This is a genomic window from Agrococcus jejuensis, from assembly GCF_900099705.1.
Classification (GTDB): domain Bacteria; phylum Actinomycetota; class Actinomycetes; order Actinomycetales; family Microbacteriaceae; genus Agrococcus; species Agrococcus jejuensis.
Window position 1 is genome coordinate 2496723 of record NZ_LT629695.1, and the last position, 17051, is coordinate 2513773.

Below are 17051 nucleotides of genomic sequence, written 5' to 3' on the forward strand. Positions count from 1 at the left end.
GCGACCAGCATGCCGCAGCGGCCTGCGCGGCGGCAGAGGAGCCCGCTAGGCCTTCGCGGGCTGGCGGTGCGTACGCAGGCGCGCGCCGACCGTGACGGCGGCCACGACGACGCACACGATCGCCGCGACGACCGCGATGGTCGTCGACGCCGGCTCGCCCGTCGCGCGGGCCACGCCGATCCATGCGACGCCCCACACGATCGCGAGCATCGGCCCGATGCGCCCGTGGCCGCGCAGCGCCACGGCGACGCCGATCGCCGCGACGACGACGAGCACCACGGTCGCGGGCGCTGCGAACGCCTCGGGCCGCAGCCCCATGTCGGCGAGCCACGCCGCCACGTTCGCGACCGTCGCGACGCACACCCAGCCGAGGTAGAGGCCGAACGTGCCGTCGACGACGACCGTCTCGACGAGCGACCGGGCGCGGATGCCACGCAGCACCTCGAAGATCGCGACGAGCGACAGCAGCAGCGCCACGATGATGACCACCGTGAGCGCGACGGCGCTCGCGAGGCTCGCCGTGATCCACGCCGCGTTCAGCACCATCGACGCGAGCGCGAGCCACCCCATCCAACGCTGCCGCTGGTCGGCGTGGTTGCGCGGCAGCACCTGCCAGATGCCGTAGACCGCGAGGCCGAGGTAGATGACCGACCAGATCGAGAACGCCGGTCCCGCGGGCGCGAGCGGGGTCGCATCCGAGGCGAACGCGCCCTGGCCGACGCCCTCGGCCGTGCCGCCGCCGAGCAGGCCCGAGCCGAGCGCGGCGCCGAGCAGCGTGGCGGGCACGGCGACGAGCACGAGGATCGCGCGCACGCGATCGAGCGTCGTCGGGGTGGATGCGGTGGTCGGCGCGGCGGTCATGCTCCGACGCTAGGCCCGAAGGAGCGGGCCTCGCGCGGGGTTGACAGCCGGCTGACTACTTGGCTGCTTGACGACCGCTCAGGCAGCGACGACCGAGGGCTGCGCGATCGCGTAGCGGTGGTCGCCCGGCCTCGTCGGCACGACGACGATGGCATCGGGCTCGATGCCCGTCGCCTCGACGGATGCGCGCAGGGCCGTGCGGTCGCGGATGACGTGGGCGGGCAGCTCGACGGTCTGCACGTCGTCGCCGTAGGCGTTCACGAGCATCGCGAACGGGGCGACGTCCTCGGCGACGATCACGACGTCGGCGCCGTGGGCGAGCAGCCAGTCGGCGGCGGCGACGGGGGAGGGGTCGGCCACGACGACGTGGCGGAAGCGCGGCGTCGCGACGGGTGAGGCGGGGGTGATGGAGGCTCTGTCTGGGTCCATGCATCCATCTAACGGTTCGATGATGTCAAACTGTCATGACTCGTCTACCTGTCTGATCGGAGGCCACGATGCCCGCATCCGCCCGCACCGCCCTCGTCGAGCGCTTCCTCGCCGACCGCAGCGCCCTCGGCCGCGTCATGGCGCTCGAGCGCATGCAGCCGTGGCTCGACGTGCCGCTCACGATGGCGCAGCTGCGCGTGCTGCTGCTCGTCGCCGGCGGCGTCGCCACGACGGGCTCCGCGCTCGCGACCGCCCTCGACGTCACGCCCGCCACCGTCTCCACGAGCGTCGATCGCCTCGTCGAGGCCGGCTACCTGCGTCGCGAGGAGTCGGCGGATGACCGCCGCGTACGGCACCTCGCGCCCACCGAGCGGGGCGCCGAGCTGCACGCGCGGCTCGCCGACCGCCACGAGGCGACCGACGAGGTGCTCGACCTCGTCGCCGACGACGACCTCGCCGCGCTCGTGCAGGGCTTCGCCGCGCTGCGCGCCGCGATCGAGACCGTCGCCGAGCGACGACGATCGGCGGAGCGCGACTAGAGGATCTGCCCGATCGGCTCGCGCTTCTCGGCCTGGAAGCGGTCCTCGGTGCGGCCGTGCGCCCAGTAGCCCGACAGCGACAGGTCCTCGCGCGCGATGCCCTGGCGCTTCACGACGTCGCGGATGGCCTTCATCGCCTCGCGCTCGCCGTGCGCGAAGACGTGCGTGCGGCCGTCGACGAACGCGTGGCCGGCGACGGCGTCGGCGAGCACGGGGGAGGTGCCCGCCGTCACGGCCTCGCCGCGGTGCAGCCACACGAGGTCCACGCCCGCAGGCCTCGGCAGCGCGAGCTCGTCGGCGGTGCCGTGCACCTCGACGTACGCCGTGCCGACCGCGGCGGGCGCGTGCTCGGCCATCCACGCGAGCGCGGCGCCGATGGCCGGGATCGCCGACTCGTCACCCGCGAGCAGGTGCGCGTCGGCGGAGGCGTCGGGCGCGTAGCCGCCGCCCGGACCCGAGAAGACGATGCGGTCGCCGGGCTTCGCAGCCGCTGCCCACGGGCCTGCGAGGCCCTCGTCGCCGTGCACGACGAAGTCGATCGCGACGCGGTCGGCCTCGACGACGGGCACCGAGTACGTGCGCGACACCGGCAGCTGCTCGGGCGCGAGCGTCTGGCGCAGCTCCTCGACGTCCCACGGGGCGTCGAGGTCGTGGCCCGGCTGCGTGAACCAGATCTTCACGTAGCGGTCGGTCGCGTCCGAGCCCTCGAACGCCTCGAGCCCCTCGCCGCCCGCCCAGATGCGTACGAGGTGCGGGGCGAGCTGCTCGACCGCGACCACCTCCAGCACGTTCGTCGGACGACTGCGGCGCGCGGGCGTGGACATGGAGCTCCTCGGGTTAGGCGAACCTAACCACTCTATCCGTCTTGCGTTTCGCAGGCGATTCCGCCTCTCGAGGGGAATGTTCCCTCGAAGCCCGGAATCGCCTGCACGACGCAGCTCGACGCAGCCATCCCGCACCCGCATCCGGGAACGCGAGACGGCCCGGAGCCGCAGCTCCGGGCCGTCGCGAACGGTCAGCGGTGGGTCAGGACACGCGGCCCGACGTCATCGCCGCCTTGACCTCGGCGATCGCCTTCGTCACCTCGATGCCGCGGGGGCATGCGTCGGTGCAGTTGAAGGTCGTGCGGCAGCGCCACACGCCCTCCTTGTCGTTGAGGATGTCGAGGCGCACCTGCGACGCCTCGTCGCGGCTGTCGAAGATGAAGCGGTGCGCGTTCACGATCGCGGCCGGGCCGAAGTACTGGCCGTCGGTCCAGAACACGGGGCACGACGTGGTGCACGCTGCGCAGAGGATGCACTTCGTGGTGTCGTCGAAGCGCTCGCGCTGCGCGATCGTCTGGTGGCGCTCCTTCTCGGGCTTGCCCGTGGCCTGCAGGAAGGGCTGGATCTCGCGGAAGGAGTCGAAGAACGGCTCCATGTTCACGATGAGGTCCTTCTCGAGCGGCAGGCCCTTGATCGCCTCGACGTAGATGGGCTTCGAGATGTCGAAGTCCTTGATGAGCGCCTTGCACGCGAGACGGTTGCGGCCGTTGATGCGCATGGCGTCGGAGCCGCACACGCCGTGGGCGCACGAGCGGCGGAACGCGAGCGTCGAGTCCTGCTCCCACTTGATGCGGTGCAGGGCGTCGAGGATGCGCTCCGTCGGGTACATCTCGACGTCGTAGTCGACCCACTTGGGCTCGTCGTCGGCCTCGGGGTCGTAGCGGCGCACGTTGAGCGTCACCGTGAACGACTTGGGCTCCTCGATCGCCTCGACCTCGGTGGCCTGGTCGTCGGAGGTCGTCGCCTCGAGCGTCTGCGTGTCGGTCATGCTCGTCTCCTAGTACTTTCGCTCGGTGGGCTCGTAGATCGTCTTCCGCACCGGCTTCCAGTCGAGGCGGATGTGGTCGGTCGAGTCGGACGAGTGGGCGTCTCCGGAGAGGTACGCCATCGTGTGCTGCATGTAGTTCTCGTCGTCGCGCTTCGGGTAGTCGTCGCGCATGTGACCACCGCGCGACTCCTTGCGGTTGAGGGCGCACGCGACGAGCACCTCGGCGAGGTCGAGCAGGAAGCCCAGCTCGACGGCCTCGAGGAGGTCGGTGTTGAAGCGCTTGCCCTTGTCGCGCACGGCGACGCCGAGGTAGCGCGTGCGCAGGTCGCGCACCGCGGCGGCGGCCTCGGTGAGCGTCTCCTCGGTGCGGAAGACCTGCGCGTTGCGGTCCATCGTCTCCTGGAGCTCCTTGCGGATCTCCGCGACCGACTCGGTGCCCGTCGATGCGCGCAGCTGCGTGAGCCAGCCCACGACGTTGTCCGCGGCGTCCGCGGGCAGCGGCACGAAGTCGGCGGACTTCGCGTACGTCACGGCGTTGTTGCCCGCGCGCTTGCCGAAGACGTTGATGTCGAGCAGCGAGTTCGTGCCGAGGCGGTTCGAGCCGTGCACCGAGACGCACGCGCACTCGCCGGCGGCGTAGAGGCCGGGCACGACGGTGTCGTTGTCGCTCAGCACCTCGGCGTCGTTGTTTGTGGGGATGCCACCCATGGCGTAGTGCGCCGTCGGGTACACCGGCACGCGCTCGACGACCGGGTCGACGCCCAGGTACGTGCGGGCGAACTCGGTGATGTCGGGCAGCTTCGTCTCGAGCACCTCGGCGCCCAGGTGGGTGCAGTCGAGGTACACGTAGTCCTTGTGGGGACCGGCGCCGCGGCCGTCGAGCACCTCCTGCACCATCGAGCGCGCGACGATGTCGCGAGGTGCGAGGTCCTTGATCGTGGGGGCGTAGCGCTCCATGAAGCGCTCGCCCGAGGCGTTGCGCAGGATCGCGCCCTCGCCGCGAGCACCCTCGGTGAGGAGGATGCCGAGGCCCGCGAGGCCCGTCGGGTGGAACTGGTAGAACTCCATGTCCTCCAGCGGCAGGCCCTTGCGCCAGATGATGCCGACGCCGTCGCCCGTGAGGGTGTGGGCGTTCGACGTCGTCTTGAAGATCTTGCCGAAGCCGCCGGTGGCGAAGATGACCGACTTGCCCTGGAAGACGTGGATCTCGCCAGTGGCGAGCTCGTAGGCGACGACGCCCGCGACGCGCTTCACGCCGTCGACCTCGGTCATGACGAGGTCGAGCGCGTAGAACTCGTTGAAGAAGTTCACGCCGTGCTTGACGCAGTTCTGGTACAGCGTCTGCAGGATCATGTGGCCGGTGCGGTCGGCGGCGTAGCAGGCGCGGCGCACGGGCGCCTTGCCGTGGTCGCGCGTGTGACCGCCGAAGCGGCGCTGGTCGATCTTGCCGTCCTCGGTGCGGTTGAACGGCAGGCCCATGTTCTCGAGGTCGAGCACGGCGTCGATCGCCTCGCGCGTGAGGATCTCGGCAGCATCCTGGTCGACGAGGTAGTCGCCGCCCTTGACGGTGTCGTACGTGTGCCACTCGGCGTTGTCGTCCTCGACGTTCGCGAGGGCTGCGGCCATGCCGCCCTGCGCGGCGCCCGTGTGGGAGCGCGTCGGGTACAGCTTCGTGATGACGGCGGTCGAGGCGTTCGGTGCCGCCTCGATGGCGGCGCGCATGCCTGCGCCGCCTGCGCCGACGATCACGACGTCGAACTGGTGGTAGTGGATGCCGTCGGACACGGTCGACTCAGTCATGTGCTGAAGGGACTCCTGGATCAGAGATCGGCGCAGAACGACGCCAGCAGCTCGGGGTCGGCCCCCACGGGGCACGGGTCGAACGTGAACGTGATGAGCGTCCCGAGTGCGATGAGGATGATGGCGCTCGACGCGATGGCGCCGAGGGCGAGGCGGCGGAGCGGCTCGCGGTGCACGTAGTCGTTGACGATCGTGCGCATGCCGTTCGAGCCGTGGAGGATCGCGAGCCAGAGCATCGCGACGTCCCACCACTGCCACAGCGGGTTGGCGAACTTGCCGCCGATGAACCCGAAGTCGATGGCGTGGATGCCGCCGGGCGTGAACAGCAGGTTGTACGCGAGGTGGCCGAAGATCAGCACGACGAGCACGACGCCCGAGGCGCGCATGAAGATCCAGCCGGCCTTCTCGATGTTGGGGCCGCGGCGGCCCTTCGAGCGGGCGGGGTACGCGTAGGGGGTGCGGGGGCTCTCGACGGTGGCGGTCATCAGTGCTCCCCGAAGACGTTCGCGAGGTGCGTGGGCGTGAAGCCGGCCATGAGCACGATGACGAGCCCGATGACGACCCAGAAGAGGATGCGCTGGATGCGCGTCGCCGCCGGGAAGGCGTCGACGGCGATGATGCGCAGGCCGTTCATCGCGTGGAACACGACGGCGCCCACGAGTGCGACCTCGCCGAGCCCCATGATCGGGTTCTTGTACGTCGCGATGACGGCGTTGTAGGCCTCCGGGCTCACGCGGATGAGCGACGTGTCGAGCACGTGCACCAGGAGGAAGAAGTAGATGCCGATGCCGGAGATGCGGTGGAGGACCCACGACCACATGCCCTCGTTGCCGCGGTAGAGCGTGCCAGCGATGCGCAGGCGCGACGGCTTGGGATCGGCGAGGGTCGGGGTGCGGGAGCTTGCCACGCGTTCCCTCCTCACGAGATTCGTATCGAGCGGATGCCGTCATCGATCCTATGCCCGCCGCGAACGGTGCCTGACCAATCGTTCGGCAAGAACCGGGGTTCTTCGCCTCGGGACGGCGTGACGCGCCGGTTCGCGGAGTTTCCGTACCGAGTGCAGAAACGCTATCGTCACGGCATGCGAGTGATGAGGCTCGGCCGCGAGGTCGACTACCAGGAGGCGTGGACGCTGCAGCGGCGCCTGCACGACGAGGTCGCCGCCGGCGGCGAGGATGCGCTGCTGCTGCTCGAGCACGCATCCGTCTACACGGCGGGCACGAGCACGCAGGACGCCGACCTGCCGACCGACGGCTCGCCCGTCGTGCACGTCGACCGCGGCGGCCGCATCACCTGGCACGGCCCCGGCCAGCTCGTCGCCTACCCGATCGTCGCGATCGGCGACCTCGGCGTCGTCGACTGGGTGCGCAGGCTCGAGCAGGCCATCCTCGACACGCTGCACCCCCTCGGCCTCGACGTCGAGCGCGTGCGAGGCCGTGCGGGCGTGTGGCTGCGCGGCGACGGCACGCCCATCCTCGGCGGGCACGGCTCGAAGGATCGCAAGATCGCCCAGGTGGGCGTGCGCGTGGCCGGCGGCGTCTCGACGCACGGCATCGCGATCAACGTCGCCCCCGACCTCGCCGAGTTCTCGCGCATCGTGCCGTGCGGCATCACCGACGCCGGCGTCACGTCGATCGCCGTCGAGCTCGGCGCCGCGCCCTCCGTCGAGGAGGTGGGGGATGCGTTCGCCGCGGCGCTGCTCGCGCTCGGGGTGGCGGCGGTGACGCCCGCTGCTGTGCCCGCGTCCGTGCCTTCGTCCGCATCCGCATCCGCCGCTGCATCGCTGGAGGCCGCCGCATGAGCTGCGCAGGACCCGCAGGCGTCGTGCAGGAGACGACGCCCGCGCAGGCGCCCGCCGGTCGCAAGCTGCTGCGCCTCGAGGTGCGCAACGCCGAGACGCCCATCGAGAAGAAGCCGCCGTGGATCAAGACGCGCGCCCGCATGGGGCCCGAGTACACGGCGCTCACGGAGCTCGTCCAGGACCAGGATCTGCACACCGTCTGCCAGTCGGCGGGCTGCCCCAACATCTACGAGTGCTGGGAGGACCGCGAGGCGACGTTCCTCATCGGTGGCGACCAGTGCACGCGCCGCTGCGACTTCTGCCAGATCGACACGGGCAAGCCCGCGCTGCTCGACCGGCTCGAGCCCGGCCGCGTCGCGGCCTCCGTGCGGCAGATGGGGCTGCGCTACGCGACCGTCACCGGCGTGTGCCGCGACGACCTCGAGGACGAGGGCATCTGGCTCTACGCCGAGACGGTGCGGCAGATCCACGCCGTGAACCCCGGCGTCGGCGTCGAGATGCTCGCGCCCGACTTCACCGGACACAAGCACCTGCTCGACGAGCTGTTCTCGACGCGTCCCGAGGTCTTCGCGCACAACGTCGAGACCGTGCCGCGCATCTTCCGCCGCATCCGCCCCGGCTTCCGGTTCGAGCGGTCGCTCGACGTGCTGCGCTGGAGCCGCGAGGCGGAGCTCGTGACGAAGTCGAACCTCATCCTCGGCATGGGCGAGACGGATGCGGAGGTGCTCGAGACGCTGCAGGAGCTGCACGACGCGGGCTGCGACCTCATCACGATCACGCAGTACCTGCGACCGTCGCCGCGGCACCACCCCGTGGAGCGCTGGGTCGAGCCGGCGGCGTTCGCCGACTTCGCCGAGGCCGCGACCGAGATCGGCTTCGCCGGCGTCATGTCGGGGCCGCTCGTGCGCTCGTCGTACCGCGCCGGCACGCTCTACCGGCAGGCGCTCGCCGCGCGCGGCACGGGTCATACGGCGTCGATCCTCGCGGGCATGGGTGCGGGCGCTGCTGCCCCCGTCTCGGCCCCGGGCATCACGAACGGCGGCCGCGCGGCGTAGGTCGTCGCCGGTCGCCGATCGGTCACCTTCTGCGGCGATTGGCCACCTTCTGCGATCGAGTGGTCACCTTCTGCGATGACATGCCGTCGATCGGCGCACATCGGCGCCAATCGATGCCCGGCCGTCGCGCTGCCCGCCGGCAGCGAGTTCGAGCGTCAGACGACCGCAGGCGCCCGCACGGGCTCGACGCCCGTGAGCGCGTGGCGCTGCGCCGCGGCGTAGTGCTCGAGCAGCTGGTCGCACACGCGCGGCCACGTGCGCTGCAGCACGCGGCGGCGACCCGCCTCGCCCATGCGCGCGCGCATCGCGGGCGACTCGGCGAGCGTGCGCACCGCATCCCGCAGCCCGCGCTGCGAGTCCGGTTCGAACAGGAAGCCCGTGATGCCGTGGTCGACGAGGTCGATCGGACCGCCGGCGCGCGGCGCGATCACCGGCAGGCCGGCCGCGGCTGCCTCCTGCAACGTCTGCCCGAAGGTCTCCTCGGCGCCCGTGTGCACGAAGACGTCGAGCGCCGCGTACGCAGCGGCGAGCGCGGCACCCGTGCGCTGCCCGAGGAACACGGCGCCGAGCGGTGCGAGCGCACGCTTCGCGGCCGCCATCCCGGGTCCGTCGCCCACGATCACGACGCGGATGCCCTTCGTGCCCTGCAGCGCCCGCAGCCGCTCGAGGCCCTTCTCGGGTGCGACGCGGCCGACGTAGCCGACGATCGTCTCGCCCTTCGGCGCCAGCTGCGCGCGCAGCGCCTGCGCCGCGGGGCCGACGCGATGGTCGGGGTGGAACGCGTCGAGGTCGACGCCGCGCGCCCAGTGCGCGACGCGCTCGATGCCCGCCGCATCCAGGTCGGCGATGGATGCCGACGACGGCGCGAGCGTGACGTCCGCCTGGTTGTGGATGCGCCGCAGCACCTTCCACGCGACCGGCGCGCCCGCCGAGAGCCGATTGCGGCGCGCGAAGCCGGCGATGTCGGTCTGGTAGATCGCGACCGACGGCACGCCCATGCGTCGCGCCTCCGCGATCGCCTGCCCGCCGAGCAGGAACGGGGATGCGGCGTGCACGACGTCGGGCCGGAACCGCTGCAGCAGGCCATGCACCTGCGGGCTCGGCATGCCGACGGGGAACTCGCGGTACGCGATCGACGGCACCTCGAACACGGGCGCGCCGTGCAGCTGCGTCGGGGCGCCGCAGCGCGGGGCGATGACCATCGCCTGTCGTCCGGTGGCCTGCAGGTGCTCGAGGACGCGAGTCACGGATGACGTGACTCCGTTGACCGTGGGCAGGAAGCTCTCGGTGACGATGGCGACGCGTTCGATCTCCACGCTGCCGACGGTAGGCACGCAGGGTGGCGACGGGGCGGTGGATGGCGTGAATGGCGTGTGAACGCTCCGCGTCGGTCAGGGGCCGCATCGCGAGGGCCGATAGCGTGACGGACCATGACGATCGACGGGTTCTACGGCATCATCCCCGCCGGCGGGGTCGGCTCGAGGCTGTGGCCGCTCTCGCGGGCCGACGCCCCGAAGTTCCTCCACGACCTCACCGGATCGGGCCGCACGCTGCTGCAGTCGACGTTCCAGCGCCTCGCGCCGCTCGCGGGCGAGCAGCGCATCATGGTCGTCACCGGCCGCGCGCACCGCTCGGCGGTCGAGGCGCAGCTGCCGGCGCTCACCGACGCGAACATCGTGCTCGAGGCCGAGCCGCGCGAGTCGACCGTCGCCGTGCTGCTCGCCGCCGCCATCCTCGAGCGCCGCGAGCCGGGCGTGATCGTGGGTTCGTTCGCTGCCGACCACGTCATCGGCGACGAGCGCGGCTTCCGCCGTGCCGTGACGGATGCGGTCGCCGCGGCACGCACGGGCAAGATCGCGACGATCGGCATCACGCCGACCGAGCCGGCGATCGGCTTCGGCTACATCCAGGCGGGCGAGCCCGCCGGGGTGCCGGACGCGCCGCGCGTCACCGAGGTCGTGCGGTTCGTCGAGAAGCCGAGCGCCGCGGATGCGCGCACCTACGTGGAGTCGGGCGACTTCCTCTGGAACGCCGGCATGTTCATCGCCCGCGCCGACGTGCTGCTCGCCGAGCTCGCCCGCACGGAGCCCGAGCTGCGCGCGCACATCGACGACCTCGCTGCCGCGTGGGACGACCAGGCGACGCGCGGCCCCGCCGTCGACCGGCTGTGGCCGCAGCTGAAGAAGATCGCGATCGACTACGCCGTCGCCGAGCCCGCGGCGGAGCGCGGCGGCATGGTCGTCGTGCCCGGCGACTTCGACTGGGACGACGTCGGCGACTTCTCGGCCGTCGCCAAGCTGCACAACGGTGCGCTCGGCGCCGACCGCCTCGCGATCCTCTCGGGCAACGCGACCGTGCTGGCCGACGGCGCGTCCGGCATCGTCGTGTCGACGACCGACCGGGTGATCTCGATGGTCGGCGTGCGCGACATCGTCGTGGTCGACACGGGGGATGCGCTGCTCGTGACGACGACCGAGCATGCGCAACGCGTGAAGCAGGTCGTCGACGCCATCCGTCGGTCGGGCAACGCGACGGTGCTGTAGCCGCGTCGCGCTCGCGATCCGCCGGCCGGCTGGCCGCGTGGGTCGATCGATTGGCGCCAATGTGCGCCAATCGACGGGGTCCGGTCGCAGAAGGTGGCCACTCGATCGCAAGAGTTGGCCAATCGCGCAGAAGGTGGCCAATCGACGCGCACAGACACCCGTCCCCCGAGGCGCTCCACGGGGCGGCGCGCATGCGGGGGATGCGCGGTGTGCGCGGGCTAGGGTGACACCACCCGCACCGCCGCACCCTGGAGCACCGATGTCCCGCACCGCCCTCCGTCTCGTCGCGCCCGTCGCCCTCGTCGCGCTCGCGCTCACCGCGTGCCAGGCCGCGCCCGAGCAGAGCGGAGACGGCGACGCCGCCGCCTCCGACGTCTGCGCGCAGATGGTCACGAACTCCGGCGGTCTCGAGGACCGCTCGTTCAACCAGGCCTCGTGGGCCGGCATGGAGCAGGCCGAGGACGAGCTCGGCGTCGACGTCAACGTGCTCGTCTCGACGAGCGAGTCCGACCTCGCGCCCAACGTCGAGGCCGCCGTCGGCACCGGCTGCGACTTCGTGCTCACCGTCGGCTACGAGCTCGCCGCCGCGACGGGCGAGGAGGCCGAGGCGAACCCCGACGTGCAGTTCGCGATCGTCGACGAGGTCGTCGAGGCCCCGAACGTGCGCCCCATCGTCTTCGACACGGCGCAGGCGTCGTACCTCGCCGGCTACCTCGCCGCCGGCGTGACCCAGACGGGCGTCGTCGCGACGTTCGGCGGCGGCAACCAGCCGCCCGTCACGCTGTTCATGGACGGCTACGTGCAGGGCGTCGACGCCTACAACGCGGCCCACGGCACGAGCGTGCAGGTGCTCGGCTGGGACGTCGAGGCGCAGGACGGCATCTTCACCGGCGACTTCGAGAACGTGCAGCTCGGCCAGGCGACGTCGCAGTCGCTCATCGCCCAGGGCGCCGACGTCATCCTGCCCGTCGCGGGCCAGGTCGGCGAGGGCGCGTTCCTCGCGTCGATCGACGCCGGCTCGTCGGCCCTCGTGATCTGGGTCGACTCCGACGGCTACGAGACGCTGCCCGAGGAGTACCACCCGCTGCTGCTCACGACCGTCGAGAAGAACACGCAGGCGTTCGTCGTGCAGGCGATCAGCGACCTCGTCGACTCGGGCGAGGTCACCGACGAGCCGCTGATCGGCACGCTCGAGAACGAGGGCGTCGGCCTCGCCGACTACCACGACCTCGCCGACCGCGTGAGCCCCGAGCTGCAGGCCGAGCTCGACGCGCTGCGCGAGCAGATCGTCTCGGGCGAGGTCACGGTCGAGAGCCCCAGCGCCCCGTAGGCCAGCCTGCGCCGTGCGCGCAGGATGAAGGCCCCGGATGCCGATGTGGGAGGCGTCCGGGGCCTTCGTGCGTCCCCGTGTCGCAGGCCGGGGATGCGACCCGCCCGTGCCGGGATCGGCGCGGGCGGGAGTCTTCGTCAGGCGTGCACGCGAGCCCTCGCGACGCCGCCCGTGAGGCGCTCGACGTACGCGCGGTGGTCGGCGACCTCCTGCTCGGTGCGCGCCGCATCCCAGCCGAGCATCGGGGCGACGAACGCGGCGACGTCGCGGTCGACGTCGGTGCCGAGCGCGGGCTCGAGGCCCACCATCGTGCGACGGTGCAGCAGGTCGACGAGCGTGGATGCGCCCTCGGCGCGGATCGCGTGGGCCAGCTCGGCGCCGACGACGGCGCCGCGGCCCTGGCCGAACGTCGTCTGCAGCGCCGGCTCGGCCTCGTGCAGCGCGGCGATGGCCTCGGCGGCGGAGCCGTAGACGGCGACGAGCCGCTCGGCGATCGCACCGCGCCACGGCAGCCGCGATGCGAGCGCCGACGCCGCGCGGCGGCCGCGCGCCCAGCGGTCGGTCGTCGCGCCCGGCAGCGCCTGCTGCGCGGTCTGCGACTTCGGCAGCGTGCGGCCGAGCACCTTCGCGACGACGTCGGTCGTCTGCCGGCCGAGCGAGATGTGCGGCGTGAGCTTGCCGCCGACGATGGTCACGAGGCCGGGCACCTCGTCGTGGCGAAGGATGAGGTGGCTGCGGGGGATCGCGCCCGCCTTGACGCCGGGCCGGTACGGCAGCGGCCGCACGCCCGTGTACGTCAGCAGCACGTCGTCGACCGTGAGACCGGCGCCGGGCACGAGCGCGTTCGTCTCCTCGAGCAGGTACGCGACCTCGTCCTCGGTGCCGCGCACGGTCGCGGGGTCGCCCTCGAACCGGTCGTCGGTCGTGCCGATGAGGTAGCGGCCGTTCCACGGGATGACGAGGATCGCGCGGTTGTCGCGGCGCGCCTCGAAGTAGATGCACGAGTCGGGGGCGCCGGGGAACGGATCCACGACGAGGTGCGTCCCGGTCGTGCCGCCGATCTGGCGCGCGATGCCCACGCGCTCGCCGAGCTCGTCGACCCACGGGCCCGCGGCGTTGACGACGCACGCGGCGTCGATCGAGAGCTCGTCGCCGGTCAGCGTGTCGCGCGCGTCGATGCCCGTCACTCGGGCGCCCTCGCGACGCAGCGCGACGGCCTCGACGTACGTGGCGACGTCGGCGCCCGCGTGCGCGGCCGAGATCGCCGTCTCGAGCACGAGGCGCTCGGGGAAGGTCACCTGGCCGTCGTAGTAGCGCACGGCGCCGCCGAGGTGGCGCTTGTCGAGGCCGGGCAGCTCGGCGTCGAGCGACTTGCGGCCCATGTGCCGCGTCGCAGGCATCGACTTGCCGGCCGACAGCACGTCGTACAGGGTCACGCCGGCGCGGAACATCCATCCGGGCAGGTGGTTGTGGCGGTACAGCGGCACGACGAAGCCGAGCGGCTGCACCAGGTGCGGCGCGATGCGCAGCAGGCTCTCGCGGTCGTGCAGCGACTCGTAGACGAGCGGCACCTCGCCGTGCTCGAGGTAGCGCAGGCCGCCGTGGATGAGGCGCGAGTTCCACGACGACGTGCCGATGGCGAGGTCGCCGCGCTCGACGAGGGCGACGGAGAGGCCGCGCGTCGCTGCGTCGCGCGCGATCGCGACGCCGTTGATGCCGCCGCCGACCACGAGGAGGTCGTAGGAGCCGGCGCTCAGGCGAGCGGCGTCTGCACGGGCGAATCCGGTCATGCTCTGTCTCCATCGACGGCGCATCGCGCGTCCCTGCGCGTGCGGCTAGGCTGTCTATACAACCATACACAACCTCGACGAAGAGGAGCCAGGGTGACGACGCAGCTGCCGACGACCATGACCGGATGCAGCCCCAAGGGGTACCTGACGGCGGATGCCGCACGCGAGTGGATCGCGGTCGTGCGCGACGGTCTCGCCGCGACCGGTGGCGTGGGCGCGTTCGCGTGCATGCCGTATCCGCTCGTCGCGCAGACGGTGGAGGCGCTCGCGCCGCTCGGCGCGCTCGTGGGCACGCAGGACGTGTCGGCGCACCCCGTCGGCCCCTTCACCGGTGAGGTCAGCGCCGAGCTGCTCGCGGGCCTCGGCTCGACGCTCGCGATGGTCGGGCACCCCGAGCGCGTGCGCCACGTCGGCGAGGGACCCGAGGACTTCGCGGCGAAGTCGGAGGCCGCCGCCGCGCACGGCATCGTGCCCATCCTCATCGTCGGCGAGCCCGAGCGCGGCCGCGACCCCGAGGAGGTCATCCGCCCGCAGCTCGACGTCGCCTTCGCGCGCGTGCCGTCGGATGCGCCGGTCGTCGTCGCGTACGAGCCGACCTGGGCGATCGGGGCGCCGGAGCCGGCGCCGCCGAGCCATGTCGTGGACGTGGTGGAGCGCATCCGCGGCATGCTCGCCGAGCGGGCGGGGGAGTCGCGCGTGCTCTACGGCGGCAGCGCCGGCCCCGGCACGTTCGCGGCGATCGCGGCGCACGGGCGCGAGGTGGGGCGACCGGCGGGCATCCCCGACGGCGTCTTCCTGGGGCGTGCAGGCGTCGACCCGCGCGGCTTCCTCGCGGCGGTGGCCGAGGTGCGCGAGGCGACGGCCAGCTGAGCCCCGCCAAGACCCTCCCCGAGACCGGTCCGTCCCCAAGGCCGATCCTCAGGGAGCGGTGGGGGTGCAGCCCGCGGATGGGTGCGTGGCGCGCTCAGGCGTGCAGCCGAGCGCTGGCCTCAGTCCAGCGCACCCCACGCGTCGATCGCCTGCCGCAGCTCCTCGTGCTCGGCGACGGCATCCGCCAGCGGCACGCCCGCGACGCGCGCGTCGATCGCCTGCCGCATCGCCCGCACGCCGGCGGCAGCGCCGCCGGGGTGGCCCTGGATGGCGCCGCCGGCACCGAGGATCGTGTCGACGCCGAGGTCGGTGACGTAGCGGTCGACCGTGCCGGGGTGCACGCCGCCGCCGATGATCGGCATCGTCGGCTTGAGCCCGGGCCGCGGCAGCAGCATCTGGTGCGCCGTGCGCACGTACGACAGCCTGCGGATCGAGCCGCCGCCGTACGGCGTCTGCACGAGCGCCATGTCGGCGCCGGCCATGCGCGGCAGCAGCCCCATGGCGATGGGTGCGGACATGCCCGTCGCGGGCCCCTCGAAGAACGGCGCCGCGCCGGCGAAGTGGCCGAGCACCGGCACGTCGACGGCCTCGGCGAGCGCCTCGAGCGAGCCGTAGCCAGCCGTCGCGTACGTCACCATGACGGCGCGGGCGCCCGCATCCACGGCCCGGCGCGCGGTGTCGAGCATGCGGTCGGGTCGGTCGGTGACGTTGGGCACGTAGATCGTCTCGACGCCCGTCTCGCCCGCCGCCTCCTTCGCCGCCGCCGTGAAGAGGCGCACGCGCTCGACGACGGGGGAGTAGGGCGGGTTGGCGATGAGCTCGTCGTCCTTGATGAGGTCGATGCCGCCGAGGGCCGTCTCGCGGAAGATGTCGCGCGCCGCCTCGGGCGTGAGGCCCGCGCACGGCTTGATCATGTTGAGCAGCAGCGGCCGCCCCTGCACGCCCGTGAGCGCGCGCAGCCCCTCGACGCCGAGCTTCGGCCCCGACAGGGTTGCGCTGAGGGAGTCGGGCAGCTCGACGTCGACGAGCTTCGCCTCGACCGACGTCGACGAGTCGTTGCCGAGCAGCGTCGTGAGCAGCATGGGGATGGAGTCGCCGACGTTGATCGTGGGCAGCGCGATGCGCACGAGGTAGCCGAGCCGCTCGGGCGCCTCGCCGACGTCGATCGGCGGCACGGAGAGCACGCTGAGCACGCGCGCCTCGTGGCGGGCGCGCATCTCGGCGGTGATGCCCGGCACCGGCAGCCACGTGCCGATCGTCTGACCCACGGCGAAGCCCGTCATGCGTGCGAGCGCGTCGGCGTCGGCGGGCAGGTCGAGCGCGTACGTGGCGACGACGTGGTCGCCGCCGCGCAGCTGCTCGGGGGTCGCGAAGAGGTCGAGGGCGGAGGGCATGCGGATGCCTTTCGTGGCGCGGCGCGGCTCAGGCCGCGGCGAGATGGTCGACGAGGGTCTCGAGGATCTCGGCGGCGCCGTCCTCGGCGTGGTGCCCCGTCTGCCTGGTGGTGACGGCGAGCACCTCGTCGCGGGCGTTGCCCATCGCGACGGGGTGGCCGATGCGGCGCAGCCAGATCACGTCGTTGCCGCCGTCGCCGAGGCCGAGCACGTCGCCGTGGTCGATGGCGTCGCCCAGCAGCAGGTCGAGCGCGGTCGCCTTCGTCGCGTGGGGCGCGACGACCTCGAAGAACACGTCCATCGAGCGCGTCGCCTGCGGCACGCGCTGCAGGATCTCGGCGGCGGCGTCGTCGAGCTGGTCGGGGGTGCCGTGCAGCATGATCTTCACGATCTCGCCCGGCGCGACGGCCTCGACGTCGCCGATGCGCACGTCCTGCTCGTTGAGCTCGACGAGGGTGTCGGCGAGCAGGCCGGGCGCGTCGACCCAGATGTCGTCGCGCGTCCACCACGTGAGCCCGAGGCCCAGGTCGTGGTGCAGGCGCACGAGCTCCGCCACGTCGTCGTCGCCGAGCGGGATCGTGCGCAGGTCGCGGTCGTCGACCGGGTCGAAGACGATCGACCCGTTCGACGCCGCGACGGGGTTGTCGATGCCCAGCTCACGGGCGAGGCCGAGCACGCTGCGGCGCGACCTGCCCGTGAGGAGGTAGACCGGGAGCCCGGCGTCGAGCACGCCGCGGATCGCGGCGGCCGTGCGGTCGCTCACCCTGTGATCGGCGCCGGCGATCGTGCCGTCGACGTCGACTGCCACGGCGCGCACGCCTGCGAGG

At 72.4% G+C, this 17051-nt stretch carries 17 protein-coding genes; 6 read left to right on the forward strand and 11 right to left on the reverse strand.

What is annotated here, in order from left to right; translation table 11 throughout:
• Positions 1 to 45: 45 nt before the first annotated feature.
• Positions 46 to 861: a TspO/MBR family protein gene (locus BLQ67_RS11775; protein ID WP_092505285.1), complete on the reverse strand. Its 816-nt coding sequence runs from the start codon at positions 859 to 861 to the stop codon at positions 46 to 48.
• 78 nt (positions 862 to 939) lie between these two features.
• Positions 940 to 1290 (reverse strand): hypothetical protein, encoded by a 351-nt coding sequence (locus tag BLQ67_RS11780; RefSeq protein WP_092505287.1) that lies wholly within the window; start codon positions 1288 to 1290, stop codon positions 940 to 942.
• A gap of 68 nt (positions 1291 to 1358) precedes the next feature.
• Here BLQ67_RS11780 and BLQ67_RS11785 point away from each other — a divergent pair, with 68 nt between their 5' ends.
• Positions 1359 to 1829 carry a MarR family transcriptional regulator gene (locus BLQ67_RS11785; protein WP_092505289.1) on the forward strand — a complete coding sequence of 157 codons (471 nt, stop codon included), beginning with the start codon at positions 1359 to 1361 and terminating at the stop codon, positions 1827 to 1829.
• On the opposite strand, the gene BLQ67_RS11790 is transcribed toward BLQ67_RS11785, so the two are convergent.
• The 5 genes from BLQ67_RS11790 to sdhC all read right to left on the reverse strand — a co-directional run bounded on the left by BLQ67_RS11790 (position 1826) and on the right by sdhC (position 6348).
• Positions 1826 to 2653, reverse strand: coding sequence for a siderophore-interacting protein (locus tag BLQ67_RS11790; RefSeq protein ID WP_092505291.1), 828 nt, complete (start codon positions 2651 to 2653; stop codon positions 1826 to 1828). The two genes, BLQ67_RS11785 and BLQ67_RS11790, sit on opposite strands and share 4 nt — an antisense overlap.
• A gap of 202 nt (positions 2654 to 2855) precedes the next feature.
• A complete protein-coding gene (locus BLQ67_RS11795) occupies positions 2856 to 3641 on the reverse strand; it encodes a succinate dehydrogenase iron-sulfur subunit (RefSeq protein WP_092505293.1) in 786 nt (261 codons plus the stop codon).
• A 9-nt stretch (positions 3642 to 3650) separates the two neighbouring features.
• The gene (sdhA, locus tag BLQ67_RS11800) at positions 3651 to 5441 is read right to left on the reverse strand and encodes a succinate dehydrogenase flavoprotein subunit (RefSeq protein WP_092505295.1); all 1791 of its coding nucleotides are present in this window, start codon (positions 5439 to 5441) and stop codon (positions 3651 to 3653) included.
• Between the two features lie 20 nt (positions 5442 to 5461).
• Positions 5462 to 5926, reverse strand: a complete 465-nt coding sequence (locus tag BLQ67_RS11805; protein WP_092505297.1) for a succinate dehydrogenase hydrophobic membrane anchor subunit — start codon at positions 5924 to 5926, stop codon at positions 5462 to 5464.
• Positions 5926 to 6348 carry a succinate dehydrogenase, cytochrome b556 subunit gene (gene sdhC, locus BLQ67_RS11810; protein WP_260980145.1) on the reverse strand — a complete coding sequence of 141 codons (423 nt, stop codon included), beginning with the start codon at positions 6346 to 6348 and terminating at the stop codon, positions 5926 to 5928. The genes BLQ67_RS11805 and sdhC overlap by 1 nt, the downstream gene beginning before the upstream one ends.
• Before the next feature lie 174 nt (positions 6349 to 6522).
• Between sdhC and lipB the strand changes: the two genes are divergently transcribed.
• Both lipB and lipA read left to right on the forward strand, forming a co-directional pair.
• Positions 6523 to 7242, forward strand: coding sequence for a lipoyl(octanoyl) transferase LipB (gene lipB / locus BLQ67_RS11815; RefSeq protein ID WP_092505299.1), 720 nt, complete (start codon positions 6523 to 6525; stop codon positions 7240 to 7242).
• Complete coding sequence (lipA, locus tag BLQ67_RS11820; RefSeq protein WP_092505301.1) at positions 7239 to 8297, forward strand: lipoyl synthase; 1059 nt, start codon at positions 7239 to 7241, stop codon at positions 8295 to 8297. Before lipB ends, lipA begins: the two co-directional genes overlap by 4 nt.
• A gap of 155 nt (positions 8298 to 8452) precedes the next feature.
• On the opposite strand, the gene BLQ67_RS11825 is transcribed toward lipA, so the two are convergent.
• The gene (locus BLQ67_RS11825; protein WP_172802314.1) at positions 8453 to 9613 is read right to left on the reverse strand and encodes a glycosyltransferase family 4 protein; all 1161 of its coding nucleotides are present in this window, start codon (positions 9611 to 9613) and stop codon (positions 8453 to 8455) included.
• A gap of 114 nt (positions 9614 to 9727) precedes the next feature.
• On the opposite strand from BLQ67_RS11825, the gene BLQ67_RS11830 reads away from it, so the two are divergent.
• Together BLQ67_RS11830 and BLQ67_RS11835 are read left to right on the forward strand one after the other, a co-directional pair.
• A complete protein-coding gene (locus tag BLQ67_RS11830; RefSeq protein WP_092505305.1) occupies positions 9728 to 10840 on the forward strand; it encodes a mannose-1-phosphate guanylyltransferase in 1113 nt (370 codons plus the stop codon).
• Positions 10841 to 11099: 259 nt separating this feature from the next.
• Positions 11100 to 12170 (forward strand): BMP family lipoprotein, encoded by a 1071-nt coding sequence (locus BLQ67_RS11835; RefSeq protein WP_092505307.1) that lies wholly within the window; start codon positions 11100 to 11102, stop codon positions 12168 to 12170.
• Between the two features lie 137 nt (positions 12171 to 12307).
• Here BLQ67_RS11835 and BLQ67_RS11840 read toward each other — a convergent pair whose 3' ends face one another.
• Positions 12308 to 13960, reverse strand: a complete 1653-nt coding sequence (locus BLQ67_RS11840) for a glycerol-3-phosphate dehydrogenase/oxidase (RefSeq protein ID WP_092505309.1) — start codon at positions 13958 to 13960, stop codon at positions 12308 to 12310.
• Positions 13961 to 14053: 93 nt separating this feature from the next.
• On the opposite strand from BLQ67_RS11840, the gene BLQ67_RS11845 reads away from it, so the two are divergent.
• Positions 14054 to 14830 (forward strand): triose-phosphate isomerase family protein, encoded by a 777-nt coding sequence (locus BLQ67_RS11845; RefSeq protein WP_092505310.1) that lies wholly within the window; start codon positions 14054 to 14056, stop codon positions 14828 to 14830.
• 119 nt (positions 14831 to 14949) lie between these two features.
• Here BLQ67_RS11845 and BLQ67_RS11850 read toward each other — a convergent pair whose 3' ends face one another.
• Together BLQ67_RS11850 and BLQ67_RS11855 are read right to left on the reverse strand one after the other, a co-directional pair.
• Positions 14950 to 16224, reverse strand: coding sequence for a RuBisCO large subunit C-terminal-like domain-containing protein (locus tag BLQ67_RS11850; RefSeq protein WP_092505312.1), 1275 nt, complete (start codon positions 16222 to 16224; stop codon positions 14950 to 14952).
• Positions 16225 to 16252: 28 nt separating this feature from the next.
• Positions 16253 to 17041: an HAD-IIB family hydrolase gene (locus BLQ67_RS11855; protein ID WP_157674826.1), complete on the reverse strand. Its 789-nt coding sequence runs from the start codon at positions 17039 to 17041 to the stop codon at positions 16253 to 16255.
• Positions 17042 to 17051 lie beyond the last annotated feature (10 nt).